Origin of the sequence: Bacillus sp. BD48, assembly GCF_046566805.1 — a bacterium.
Taxonomy (GTDB): Bacteria; Bacillota; Bacilli; order Bacillales; family Bacillaceae; genus Bacillus; species Bacillus safensis.
Genome location: NZ_JANGFM010000001.1, coordinates 434,040 through 446,587, shown reverse-complemented (window position 1 = coordinate 446,587; position 12,548 = coordinate 434,040). Strand labels below are relative to the sequence as shown.

11 protein-coding genes are annotated in these 12,548 nt (G+C 41.3%); 7 read left to right on the top strand and 4 right to left on the bottom strand.

The genetic code is table 11. The annotated features are described in order from the left end of the window. The first annotated feature begins 42 nt into the window (after positions 1 to 42). Complete coding sequence (locus ACLGGR_RS02230) at positions 43 to 324, top strand: YlaH-like family protein (protein WP_044334035.1); 282 nt, start codon at positions 43 to 45, stop codon at positions 322 to 324. Between the two features lie 31 nt (positions 325 to 355). On the opposite strand, the gene ACLGGR_RS02225 is transcribed toward ACLGGR_RS02230, so the two are convergent. After that, on the bottom strand, positions 356 to 586 hold the full coding sequence (locus ACLGGR_RS02225; RefSeq protein ID WP_024424769.1) for a YlaI family protein: 231 nt from the start codon (positions 584 to 586) through the stop codon (positions 356 to 358). A gap of 102 nt (positions 587 to 688) precedes the next feature. Further along, positions 689 to 1,306 carry a YhcN/YlaJ family sporulation lipoprotein gene (locus tag ACLGGR_RS02220; protein ID WP_142944708.1) on the bottom strand — a complete coding sequence of 206 codons (618 nt, stop codon included), beginning with the start codon at positions 1,304 to 1,306 and terminating at the stop codon, positions 689 to 691. Positions 1,307 to 1,446: 140 nt separating this feature from the next. Between ACLGGR_RS02220 and ACLGGR_RS02215 the strand changes: the two genes are divergently transcribed. Next, complete coding sequence (locus ACLGGR_RS02215) at positions 1,447 to 2,769, top strand: PhoH family protein (RefSeq protein ID WP_410972612.1); 1,323 nt, start codon at positions 1,447 to 1,449, stop codon at positions 2,767 to 2,769. Between the two features lie 15 nt (positions 2,770 to 2,784). Here the strand turns inward: ACLGGR_RS02215 and ACLGGR_RS02210 are convergent, their stop codons facing one another. Next, the gene (locus ACLGGR_RS02210; RefSeq protein ID WP_410972413.1) at positions 2,785 to 3,267 is read right to left on the bottom strand and encodes a peptidyl-prolyl cis-trans isomerase; all 483 of its coding nucleotides are present in this window, start codon (positions 3,265 to 3,267) and stop codon (positions 2,785 to 2,787) included. Positions 3,268 to 3,386: 119 nt separating this feature from the next. On the opposite strand from ACLGGR_RS02210, the gene glsA reads away from it, so the two are divergent. The 5 genes from glsA to ACLGGR_RS02185 all read left to right on the top strand — a co-directional run bounded on the left by glsA (position 3,387) and on the right by ACLGGR_RS02185 (position 11,205). After that, positions 3,387 to 4,316, top strand: a complete 930-nt coding sequence (gene glsA, locus ACLGGR_RS02205; RefSeq protein ID WP_323646998.1) for a glutaminase A — start codon at positions 3,387 to 3,389, stop codon at positions 4,314 to 4,316. Between the two features lie 122 nt (positions 4,317 to 4,438). After that, positions 4,439 to 4,720, top strand: a complete 282-nt coding sequence (locus ACLGGR_RS02200; RefSeq protein ID WP_041117290.1) for an Fpa/YlaN family protein — start codon at positions 4,439 to 4,441, stop codon at positions 4,718 to 4,720. A 210-nt stretch (positions 4,721 to 4,930) separates the two neighbouring features. Then, a complete protein-coding gene (gene ftsW / locus ACLGGR_RS02195) occupies positions 4,931 to 6,142 on the top strand; it encodes a putative lipid II flippase FtsW (RefSeq protein ID WP_041117291.1) in 1,212 nt (403 codons plus the stop codon). 79 nt (positions 6,143 to 6,221) lie between these two features. Beyond that, on the top strand, positions 6,222 to 9,668 hold the full coding sequence (gene pyc, locus ACLGGR_RS02190; protein ID WP_041117293.1) for a pyruvate carboxylase: 3,447 nt from the start codon (positions 6,222 to 6,224) through the stop codon (positions 9,666 to 9,668). Positions 9,669 to 9,768: 100 nt separating this feature from the next. Continuing rightward, positions 9,769 to 11,205 (top strand): cryptochrome/photolyase family protein, encoded by a 1,437-nt coding sequence (locus tag ACLGGR_RS02185; RefSeq protein WP_410972412.1) that lies wholly within the window; start codon positions 9,769 to 9,771, stop codon positions 11,203 to 11,205. Between the two features lie 37 nt (positions 11,206 to 11,242). Here the strand turns inward: ACLGGR_RS02185 and ACLGGR_RS02180 are convergent, their stop codons facing one another. Next, positions 11,243 to 12,166, bottom strand: coding sequence for a COX15/CtaA family protein (locus tag ACLGGR_RS02180; RefSeq protein WP_142944712.1), 924 nt, complete (start codon positions 12,164 to 12,166; stop codon positions 11,243 to 11,245). Positions 12,167 to 12,548 lie beyond the last annotated feature (382 nt).

The following is a 12,548-nucleotide window of genomic DNA, read 5'->3' as shown; positions in this document are numbered from 1 at the left end:
TTGAATGATCAGGAAGTAAGTGAAAATCTATCCTTTTTCGCGATGCTGTTTCGTGTCGATGAAAATCCGCAAACAGGGATGTGGCTCCTATATGGCACCATCCTTGTTTTAGCGATTATTGTTTTTAAGCTCGGCTTTGCTAGACGTTTACCGATTTTAAAAGCGCTCGTGATTTATTTGTTTTTGATTTTTGGCTGCACGTTTCTCACATTTCTAGGAATCTTCCTGCCAGTAGCGGAAGGACTGGTTGTGGCAGCTGCCATTTTAATTATTTATAAAATACGGCTGCATCGTGCGAAAAAAGAAGGAACAGTCAATACGTAAAAAAAGACCTGAACATGTGTCAGGTCTTTTTTTATGTCTTTTGTTCTTTCTTTCCTTTTTTCTTCTTTTTCTCTTTCGTCGCAGGATCTTGATAAAGAGAGAATCTGCCAGTTTTGATGCGGGCTTCTGTTTTTATTTTAATGCGTTCTTGGCAGTCATCGCACATATATGTATGAATGGGCCGGTTTCTTAACCGTTTAGCAACGAGTGTATCATCATCAATGGTTTCAAGCTTTTCACATAATGAGCACTTCACTCTCATCATTTTCACCTCACTTTATTGCATTTATTATAGCATGTTTTCCAGACACTTAAAATCAGCGTAGAAAAAGGCTTATATCATAGGAGATATAAGCCGTTCTCATTATTTCTTCTGGTTCATATGATGATTTGATTGGTCGTTTTGATTTTTTTCTAACTGCTTTTGATCCTGTTCTTTGAGCTGATTATTCGGATCATTTGTCGGGTCTTTTTCGTTACGGTCGATCTCATTTCTTGGCATCTCTGGCATCACGCGGCCGACAATGGCAGCTAGTTCATCCATAATTCCGCTTACAGGACGGCCTGCTTGAATTTCTTTGCCCATTTCTTTTAAACGGCTGACTGTATCCGGGTCAGCAACCACAACAGCATTTGCACCTTCAGGGTCATTTCTCAGCGCTTTTGCAACTGAATATTTAATGGTTTCTACTTTGCTTCTATCTAAATCATCTTTTACATCGATACCAACAACAGCATAGCGGCCGATGACGATTGCCGTTGCATCATTGACATCTGCTACGTGCTCTGTCACATTGACAAGATGCTGCGCAACATCAGTGGATGGGCGGGCTTGATTTGTCTTTTTCTTTGAAGAGTCTGACACCTTTACTAAGTGCTGGCGTCCATCTTGCTTGTCCAGCGCTTCTGGCTTTTCCTGCTGCTGGCAAGCGCCTAACAGAATGATCGTTTGAATCATGAATAATGTTAAAAATAGTCGCATCTAAAATCCCTCCTTCACAAACTGCATGATTTATTTTATTGTTGAATTAACCTTCTAACTTTATTCATGAAAACATATATTTTAACAATCGTTTTGGGAAAGACAAGGATGAATGAAACCCCGATCAGGAGGCGAAGGACCTGAGTAAAATTTATGTATTAGACACAAATGTGTTATTACAGGATCCGAATTCAATCTTTTCATTTGAAGACAACGAGGTCGTCATTCCGGCCGTTGTGTTAGAAGAAGTAGACTCGAAAAAGAGATACATGGACGAGGTTGGGCAAAACGCCCGGCGTGTCTCACGTTTAATCGACGGTTTGAGATCGAAAGGGAAACTGCATGAAAAAATTACGCTAGAGTCAAAAGGGACGCTGCGCATCGAGCTGAATCATCGCTCTTTCCATGAGCTTCAAGAAATTTTTATTGAAAAAACGAATGATAATCGGATTTTGGCTGTCGCGAAAAATTTGAGCTTAGAGGAAGAAACAAAGCCTCACGGCCGGCCCGTCATTTTGGTCAGCAAGGATGTCTTAGTCCGGGTAAAGGCAGATGCCATCGGTCTTCAAGCAGAGGACTTCTTAAGTGACCGTGTGCTGCAAAACGAAGACATTGATAACGGCTATCATGAGCTCTATATTCCGACGGAGCAATTGAATACATTTTATAAGCAAAGTCAATTGCTGGTAAAAGAAGTCACAAGTGCACCGTTAAATCCTCATCAATTTGTCATTATGAAGGGGAATGAAGGCGGCTCTGCTTTAGGAATGCTTGATCAAAAAGCAGAGAACGTGAAACGGCTCATTTATGATCAAGAGCATGTTTGGGGAATCCGTCCGAAAAATGTTCAGCAGACGATGGCATTAGAGCTGCTATTGCGCCGTGATATTCCGCTCGTGACATTGATCGGAAAAGCGGGAACTGGTAAAACACTGCTTGCCCTGGCTGCCGGATTAATGCAGACAGAGGATCTCGGCATGTTTAAAAAACTGATCGTAGCCCGTTCAATTGTTCCTGTCGGTAAGGACTTAGGCTACTTGCCAGGTGAAAAGGAAGAGAAACTCAGACCATGGATGCAGCCGATCTATGACAACTTAGAATTTTTATTTAATACCAAAAAATCTGGTGAACTTGATGCGATTTTGGCGGGAATCGGTTCTATTCAAGTGGAAGCTTTAACGTATATCCGCGGAAGAAGTATACCTGATCAATTTATAATCATTGACGAGGCGCAGAATTTAACGAAACACGAAGTGAAAACATTATTAACGCGAGTCGGAGAAGGAAGTAAAATTGTGCTGATGGGGGACCCGGAGCAGATCGATCATCCTTATTTAGACAGCTTAAATAATGGACTTACGTATGTCATTGAGCGGTTCAAAGGACAGCAAATATCTGGACATGTCAAGCTTGTCAAAGGAGAAAGGTCTGGACTTGCGCAGCTTGCAGCTGATTTGCTGTAGTCCAGACCCTCTGTCTTATGTAATGATGAGCTCTTTGACACCTTTTATCGGTTGAGTGAGGTTGGACTGATCCGCGAAATAAACGTGGATTGGTCCTTCTTCTGTCATAGGCTTTCCATTTTGGCTGAAGTGTGCAATGCTTTCCATCGCCTGAGAAAGCGGCACAGCAATTGTCCCTGTTTCTGTGACAAATTGGCATGTATCTGCATGTTCAAGCGGTTCTGCATTTTTCAGCATATCACCTAGCTTCATTCCGAAGCTGCCTGTGACGAGTCTTTCCTTTTCGTACTTCTTCTCTGTTTTTAAAGTAGGTGGAAGTGTTTGCCCTTCTCTAATCACCCGCTCTTGGTCAAGCTCCTGATCCAGCTGATTTTCTTCATTTGCTGCGCTTTTTTCAAAAAATGAATCCATTAAAAATTTGCGGTCATCAAAAATCCAGACACTTGGATCAATGGTGATCTTGTACTTTACGTTCCCCTTAATTTGAATGATGCTCATGTTCAAGACAACCCCTTTCCATCATAAATTATAGAAGTTTTCGCCTGTTTTGTCACTTTCATAAACAAGCTTCTCCTTGTACACACTAATCGTACATGAAAGATAGGAGGATGTTGGGCATGGCATGTCGTGACAATGAAGAGCTTAAGCGTTTTGTGGAGGAAGCAAAAAAAGTGGCCAAAGATGGCAAAGTAGCATCCTATATTCCCGCTCTTGCCAAAGCGGAACAGACAGATTTATCTGTGGCTGTGTATCATGTAAGTAATACTTGCCACTCGGCAGGAGATGTAGATAAGCGCTTTACCCTTCAAAGTATTTCTAAAGTATTAGCTCTTGCGCTCGTGCTTTCAGAAGAAGGACCAAAAAAAGTCTTTCAATTTGTTGGACAAGAGCCTACAGGTGACCCGTTTAATTCAATGATTAAGCTGGAGACAGCAAGTCCGAATAAGCCGCTGAATCCAATGATTAATGCAGGAGCGCTTGCAGTCACAAGCTTAATAAGAGGGGCGACTCCGCAAGATCAGCTGAATCGCTTGCTCCGCTTTATTAGAGAGCTCGCAAATGATAAAAGCATTACATACTGCAAGGAAACAGCCGCATCCGAATTTGAGACATCGATGATTAACCGGGCTATGTGCTATTATATGAAGCAATATCATATTATTAGAGGGAACGTAGAAGAGGTCATGGATGTGTATACGAAACAATGTGCCATTATGATGAACAGCTTAGATTTGGCGAAAATTGCTTGTGTTTTTTCATTAGATGGCAGACATCCAGAGACGGGGCAGCAAATTCTTTCAAAAGATGTCGCTAGAATATGTAAAACCTTTATGGTGACGTGCGGAATGTACAATGCAAGCGGGGAATTTGCCATTAATATCGGCATACCTGCTAAAAGCGGTGTTTCAGGCGGGATTATGGGAGCGGCTCCATATGATTTTGGGATCGGAATTTTCGGTCCTGCCCTGGATGAAAAAGGGAATAGTATTGCTGGGATTAAGCTGCTTGAGCTCATGAGTGAAAAATATGAGATGAGTATCTTTTAATGATGATTGTCTTCTTTTTATTTTTACAATGCGAACTGTACAAATCTGCTTGCAATTTTGGCCGTTTCGCTTTATGATAAATAGAAGAATTAGGTACTCGCCTGGGGAACGGAGGGATACTTTTGGCGTCAGAAATTTTAGTCGATCATCGGCAAAAAGCACTGGCTTTATTAAAATTGGATGCAGAGAAAATTTTAAAATTGATCCAAGTGCAAATGGACAACTTAACGATGCCGCAATGTCCTCTTTATGAAGAGGTTTTAGATACTCAAATGTTCGGATTATCAAGAGAAATTGATTTTGCTGTCCGGCTTGGATTAGTTGATCAACATGAAGGCAAGAAACTACTCGATAAACTTGAGAGAGAGCTTTCCGCACTTCATGATGCGTTCACAAAAAAATAATGATTGAAAACTCAAACTTCCATAACACAAGTTTGAGTTTTTTTGTCCTCTCATTTCTTTTGATGGATTAACGGCAAACGGACTTGATTCTTTCATGAATGACGAACAATATAAAAGAGGTAAAACGGGATCAAACAGAGAAAATGTAGTAGAATAAGAACAGCTAAGAAGATATCAAGCAGTAGAAACAGACGTTAGGAAGAGGATTATATGTTAAAGAGAATGCTAAAATCGTATGACTACTCATTATTGTTCGCCATTATCTTAATCAGCGCATTCGGTTTGGTTATGGTGTATAGCTCAAGTATGATTACATCTGTTATCAGATACGATGCTCCGCCAGATAACTTTTTTAAGAAACAGCTCTTATTTATGATTGTTGGGGCAGCCATCTTGATCTTTACGGCATTGGTTCCATATCAGCTGTTTTCAAATAAGAAATTCCAGATTGGTATGCTGCTGCTTTCAGTTTTTTCCCTCATCTATGTGTACTTTGGCGGTCATATTGCAGGGAACGCAAGAAGCTGGATCAAATTAGGCCCTTTTAGTCTTCAGCCAGCTGAATTCGTGAAGATTGTTGTCATTATCTATCTTGCTGCGGTGTATGCCAAAAAGCAGCATTATATTGATCATATTTTAAGAGGTGTTACGCCTCCGATCGTGATTGTCTCTATCCTGTGCGGATTTATCATTTTGCAGCCGGACTATGGGACAGCCTTTATTATTGGCATGATAGCCCTTGCGATGATTTTATGCTCAGGCTTTAGCGGCAAAACGCTTGCGAAGCTGCTCGCGCTATTTAGTGCCGTAATGGTCGTCGTGACCCCATTTATTATTCTTTTTTGGGATAAAATTTTCACGCAAAATCGTCTCGGACGTTTTGAAAGTTTCCAAGATCCCTTTAAAGATGCAGGGGCTACTGGGCATCAATTGATTAATTCGTATTATGCGATTGGATCAGGCGGCTTTTTTGGACTCGGTCTAGGGGAAAGCGTTCAAAAGTACGGGTATCTTCCAGAGCCGCACACAGACTTTATCATGGCAATTATCTCAGAAGAGCTTGGCTTTTTCGGCGTGTTTTTTGTTCTCGCTCTTCTTGGTTTCATCGTCGTGAAAGGTTTTTATATTGCGAGAAAGTGTGAAGATCCGTTTGGAAGTTTGCTTGCAATAGGAATTTCCTCCATGATTGCGATCCAAACTTGTATCAATTTAGGCGGTGTTTCAGGTCTTATTCCAATCACCGGGGTGACACTTCCGTTTATCAGCTACGGAGGATCGTCCATCATTTTACTTAGCATCTGTATGGGAATGCTGCTGAATATCAGCATGTTTACTGAATATAAAGAGCGTTACAAAAAGAAAAAATCAATGAGCAAACCATCGATTGAAAAAAATGGATTGCAGAAAACTTTGAATCTTTAGAAAACAAAAGTGTACAGTTTTCATTTCTTCCTTTATTATAGAGTACATATAAAATTTTAAGGGATATGGAGGAGTGAGAATGTCACAGAGAACAATTCAAAAGGTTCTAGTTGCAAACAGAGGGGAAATCGCTATCAGAGTCTTCAGGGCCTGTACGGAGCTCAATTTACGTACAGTGGCCATTTATTCCAAAGAAGACTCGGGCTCTTATCATCGCTATAAAGCGGATGAAGCATATCTAGTTGGAGAAGGGAAAAAACCGATTGATGCCTACCTCGATATCGAGGGGATCATCGAAATTGCAAAACGAAATGACGTGGATGCGATTCATCCAGGCTACGGATTTTTATCCGAAAATATTCATTTTGCAAGACGATGCGAAGAGGAAGGCATTCAATTTATCGGCCCAACTTCCCGCCATTTAGATATGTTTGGAGATAAAGTAAAGGCGAGAGATGAAGCGAAAAAAGCTGGTATTCCAGTCATTCCAGGAAGTGACGGACCAGTTGATTCGGTTAAAGAAGTCGAAAAATTCGGTGAAGAATACGGTTACCCGTTTATTATTAAAGCTTCACTAGGCGGCGGCGGCCGGGGTATGCGGATTGTCAGAACAAAAGAAGAGCTGAAGGAAGCCTATGACCGTGCGAAGTCAGAGGCAAAAGCTGCTTTTGGAAATGACGAAGTATACGTTGAAAAGCTGATTGAGAATCCGAAACATATTGAAGTGCAGGTGATTGGTGACAATCACGGCAATATCATTCATTTATATGAGCGTGACTGCTCTGTCCAAAGGCGGCATCAAAAGGTCATTGAAGTGGCACCAAGTGTGTCTCTAACAGATCAATTGCGTGAAGATATTTGCGAAGCGGCTGTTCAGCTGGCCCAGAATGTATCGTACATCAATGCTGGGACTGTAGAATTCCTTGTTGCAAATGGAGAGTTTTACTTTATTGAAGTTAATCCAAGGGTGCAGGTAGAACACACGATCACAGAAATGATCACAGGTGTCGATATCGTCCAAACCCAAATTCTTGTTGCAAAGGGGTATAACCTTCATAGCAAGGAAGTTGGTATTCCAAAGCAAGAAGATATCTTTACACACGGCTTTGCCATTCAATCAAGGGTCACAACAGAAGATCCTCTAAATGACTTTATGCCAGATACAGGAAAAATCATGGCCTACCGTTCAGGTGGGGGATTTGGTGTACGTCTTGATACAGGGAACAGCTTCCAAGGTGCGGTCATTACACCTTATTACGATTCACTATTGGTCAAGCTGTCCACATGGGCACTCACGTTTGATCAAGCGGCTGCTAAAATGGTTCGAAATTTACAAGAATTCAGGATTCGCGGAATTAAAACAAACATCCCATTTCTTGAAAACGTAGCTAAGCATGAAAAGTTCCTTAAAGGGGAATACGACACATCGTTTATCGACTCAACACCAGAACTATTTAATTTCCCTAAGCAAAAAGACCGCGGAACGAAAATGCTGACTTATATTGGTAACGTTACCATTAATGGGTTCCCTGGTATTGCGGAGAAAAAGAAGCCTCATTTTGACAAGCCAAACGTACCGAAGCTTCCTCTCCATCAAGAGATTCCATCTGGGACAAAACAATTGTTAGATACGCATGGACCTGAGGGCCTTGCCAATTGGGTAAAAGAACAAAATAGCGTCCTTTTAACCGATACAACCTTTAGAGATGCGCATCAATCTCTGCTTGCGACACGCTTTAGAACACATGATTTAAAGAAAGTGGCCCAGCCAACAGCAGGTTTATGGCCTGAGCTGTTTAGTATGGAAATGTGGGGCGGCGCTACATTTGATGTTGCGTACCGTTTCTTAAAAGAAGATCCTTGGGAACGATTGAAAGAGCTTCGTCAAGAAGTGCCAAACACGCTGTTCCAAATGCTATTAAGATCATCAAACGCTGTTGGATATACAAACTATCCGGATAATGTGATCAAAGCATTTGTAAAAGAATCAGCTGAGGCAGGCATTGACGTATTCCGTATTTTTGACAGCTTAAACTGGGTCAAAGGCATGACGCTTGCCATTGATTCTGTTCGGGAATCAGGCAAAGTGGCAGAGGCGGCCATTTGTTATACGGGGGATATTCTTGATCCATCTCGTCCAAAATACGATCTTGAGTACTATGTATCTCTTGCAAAAGAGCTTGAATCTGCCGGCGCACATATTTTAGGTATTAAAGATATGGCGGGGTTATTAAAACCGCAGGCGGCCTACGAGCTAGTCTCTGCTTTAAAAGATGAGCTTACGATCCCTATCCATCTTCATACACATGACACGAGTGGAAATGGACTGTTCACCTATGCAAGAGCGATTGATGCAGGTGTTGATATTGTGGATGTTGCCGTCAGCTCTATGGCAGGACTCACATCGCAGCCAAGTGCAAGTTCACTTTATTATGCTTTAGATGGGCATGAAAGAAAGCCAGACATGAACGTCCAATCTGTCGAACGCCTTTCTCAATACTGGGATTCCGTCAGAAAATACTATCATGAGTTCGAAAGCGGCATGAATTCACCTCATACAGAAATTTATGAGCATGAAATGCCTGGCGGTCAATATAGTAACTTGCAGCAGCAGGCGAAAGGTGTCGGTCTTGGCGAGCGCTGGAATGAAGTAAAGGAAATGTACAGACGTGTGAATGACATGTTTGGTGATATTGTGAAAGTTACACCTTCCTCTAAAGTAGTTGGAGATATGGCACTTTATATGGTGCAAAATGATCTGACAGAAGAAGATGTTTATGAAAAAGGAGCAACACTAGACTTCCCGGATTCTGTTGTGGAATTGTTTAAAGGCTATTTAGGCCAGCCGCATGGCGGATTCCCTGAAAAACTGCAAAAGCTGATTTTAAAAGGGGAAGAGCCTCTTACTGTCAGACCTGGTGAGAAGCTGAAGCCAGTGGACTTTGAAGACATTAAGAAGCAGTTCAAAGAATCTCATGACCTGACGTTAACAGAGCAAGACGCAATTGCGTATGCCTTATATCCGAAAGTCTTTTCTGAATTTGTCCAAACAGCAGAAAGTTATGGTGACATCTCTGTTCTTGATACACCAACATTCTTCTACGGGATGAGGCTTGGAGAAGAGATTGAGGTAGAAATTGAAAAAGGAAAAACCCTTATAGTCAAACTTGTATCAATTGGTGAACCGAATCCAGATGCCACAAGAGTTCTTTACTTTGAGTTAAATGGCCAGCCGCGTGAAGTGGTGATTAAGGATGAAAGCATCAAATCCTCCGTTCAAGAAAAAATGAAGGCGGACCGTTCGAATCCAAATCACATCGCCGCATCGATGCCAGGCACTGTCATCAAAGTACTCGTGGAAAAAGGGCAGAAAATTTCACAAGGTGAGCATTTGATGATCAATGAAGCCATGAAAATGGAAACGACTGTACAAGCACCATTTTCTGCGGTCGTAGATGAAATACATGTGACAAATGGAGAACCGATTCAAACCGGTGACCTGCTAATCGTATTAAAGCCTGAATAAGAAGTGAGACACATCCACCGTGATGTGTCTTTTTTTTGAGCGCATTAAAATGTGCAGCAGCCAGTGAGAGTGATTACACTATAGAGTGAGGTGAAGAAGGTTGGACAAAATTGTTGTGATTTGGTTTCGCCGGGATATGCGATTAGATGATCATATCGCTTTATCAAAAGCGATCACATATGCAAAAAAACACGAGTACAAATTATTTGCTCTTTATCATCTAGATCCATTTTTTACTGAAATGGACCTCGATTTAAACAACGAACATTTTTTTCAAAACTTGGCGCATTTCGTCAAGGAAGCAAGAGAATCTCAAATGTATGTTCACCTTCTCCATGACGATGTCTTGCGTGCCTTTCAGCAAGTTATTGATGTGTATGACATCAAGGCTGTCTTTTTTAATGAAGATCAAGTAGGAATCGGTCAAAGGCGTGACCATCATGTAACCGGTTTTTTAGAAAAGAAGGGCATTCATGTGTCAAAATGGCAAGATACACACCTTCACGGGGCGCAAGATATTTTAAAAGCGGATGGCACTCATTATCAAGTGTTTACTCCATACTATCAATCATGGCGAAAGCAAGAAAAGCAGCCTGTGATAAAAGTTGACAAATCATTTCTCAGCAGCGCTCATACGATTTGTGATGAGCCACTTTCGCACAAAGGGAATGACAAACTGCGCAGTATAATTATGAGATGCTCAAGGAAATTTGATCAAATCGGCTCACGCAAAGCGATGAACACGCTGCATGACTTTATCCAAAAAAGACTAACACGTTACCATGAAAAACGAGATATTCCATCTGTTTTTGGAACGAGCAAGCTGTCACGTTTCTTAAAAACAGGGGCCATCTCAATTCGAACGATCTTCCATGCGGTTCATGAGGAGGCGCTGTTTGAAGACGAGGGCCGAGAAACCTTTATCAAAGAGCTGGCGTGGCGGGATTTTTACCATATGATTTATGCTCATTATCCAGAGATGAAAGAAAAAGAAATCAATTCGGCGTTTCAAGGGATGAAATGGAATGAAGATGAGGCGCTGTTTGAAGCATGGTGTAAAGGTGAAACAGGCTTTCCCCTCGTTGATGCAGGAATGAGACAGTTAAATGAGGAAGGCTGGATGCATAACCGTTTAAGAATGGTCACCGCCTCATTTTTAACAAAGGATTTTTTGATTGATTGGAGAAAGGGAGAAGCGTATTTTGCAAAAAAACTTGTGGATTATGATGAGGCTTCGAATATCGGAGGATTTCAGTGGGCAGCTTCTGTTGGGACAGATGCCGTGCCGTACTTCCGTATTTTTAACCCAACGACCCAGTCGAAGCGGTTTGATCCAAGCGGGGAATATATTAGAAAATATGTACCAGAGCTAGAGCATGTTGATGAAAAATGGATTCATGAACCAAGTAAAATGCCGATAGATGAACAGCTGAAATCAAGCTGTGTGCTAGGTGATACATATCCGCTGCCGACAGTTGATCACAAGGAAAGACGCAAAAAAGCCATCTCGCTATTCGAAGAAGCAAAACAACAATAAAAAATCCCCCTCTCCACATGAAAGGGGGATATAATTCTTATCTAAATGGCTCTTTGCTTTCATATTTAAACCGGGCAATAAGTAAGCAGAAGTAGCATAGTACCCCAAACAAACAAGAAATAAAGAATGAATGAGCCAGCGCGTAACCAAGTGCAAGCTGAGAATAAACAGACATCACACCTGAAATGGCTTGAAGTGTAATGAGAATGGCTGAAATGATCCATCCATAATACAGCTGCTTCTGTTCTTTATAATGTTTCATGGCATGGAACATAGCGACAAATATCCAGACGAATAAAAGAAGTGCTGCTGCTCGGTGAGACATTTGGACCCACTGATTAAAATACGCTGGAAGCGCACCGTCTTTTGAACAAAACGGGAAGACAGAGCAAGCAAGGCTTGACTTTGTATGTCTCACATAAGCACCCGTATACACCACGATATACGTATACGTGATCACCCCATAAATATGGAACTGCATTTTTTTGCCGATATGAAGCGGCTTCACAAGCTTTGTTTCAGATCTGGTTGCTTCAAAAACAAGAAGTGCAAGCAGTAATACTGAAGCAAATGAAATGAGTGAAATACCGAAGTGCAGTGCCATCACAAGTGCATTAGAACCAAATACGACAGCAAGAGCTCCTAACAGCGCTTGAAGCATTAAAAATATAATGGACATGATGACCAAAAATTTGGTTTCACGGAATACTGGACTAATTTTTTTCCAGCATAACACCGCCAGTGCCAGAACAAGAATGGTGGAAACCCCTGTTGACATACGGTGACTCCATTCGATGATGGAAGCGGGGTTCATTTCAGGAAAGAAACGACCGTGGCAAAGGGGCCACTGTCTACCGCAGCCAAGACCCGAACCGGTTTTCGTAACAAGCGCACCGCCAATCAGTACGATCAGCATCACAAACGTTGTGATCACGCTCAATAGCCTTAAAGCAAATTTCATCAAATTATTTCACCTTCTCTAAAAAACTTCTGATATAAATGAAAACCTCACATGCTCTCAAGTTTAAGCCAAATGCGTGTTCTGTTGCAATTCATAATGACCAAAGTTCACAAAAAAATGATATGTTAGTTCACAAAGTTTACAGATTTAGAGTGCTTGATCTTTCTTTGACAGTCTGATAGAAATAGAGGAGAGAATATTTCATTTTGCACCGCCTTCTGAAACACACATATATCCTAATAAATTCACGAAAAGTTCACAAATAACTTCAAGTTTGTCGTTTATTATTTAATAGGATGTTTTTTTACAGCTGTTTATCTTGTATGATAGAGTTGTAATGATTTTACGTGTCATTCGTTCGTTTGAAGGTTTGGGCAAGGGA

Coding starts and splice junctions, on each gene's coding strand:
- pyc (WP_041117293.1), top strand. CDS start 6,222: ATGTCACAGAGAACAATTCAAAAGGTTCTAGTTGCAAACAGAGGGGAA.
- ACLGGR_RS02225 (WP_024424769.1), bottom strand. CDS start 586: ATGAGAGTGAAGTGCTCATTATGTGAAAAGCTTGAAACCATTGATGAT.
- ACLGGR_RS02180 (WP_142944712.1), bottom strand. CDS start 12,166: ATGAAATTTGCTTTAAGGCTATTGAGCGTGATCACAACGTTTGTGATG.
- ACLGGR_RS02230 (WP_044334035.1), top strand. CDS start 43: ATGCTGTTTCGTGTCGATGAAAATCCGCAAACAGGGATGTGGCTCCTA.
- ACLGGR_RS02220 (WP_142944708.1), bottom strand. CDS start 1,306: ATGCGACTATTTTTAACATTATTCATGATTCAAACGATCATTCTGTTA.
- ACLGGR_RS02210 (WP_410972413.1), bottom strand. CDS start 3,267: ATGAGCATCATTCAAATTAAGGGGAACGTAAAGTACAAGATCACCATT.
- glsA (WP_323646998.1), top strand. CDS start 3,387: ATGGCATGTCGTGACAATGAAGAGCTTAAGCGTTTTGTGGAGGAAGCA.
- ftsW (WP_041117291.1), top strand. CDS start 4,931: ATGTTAAAGAGAATGCTAAAATCGTATGACTACTCATTATTGTTCGCC.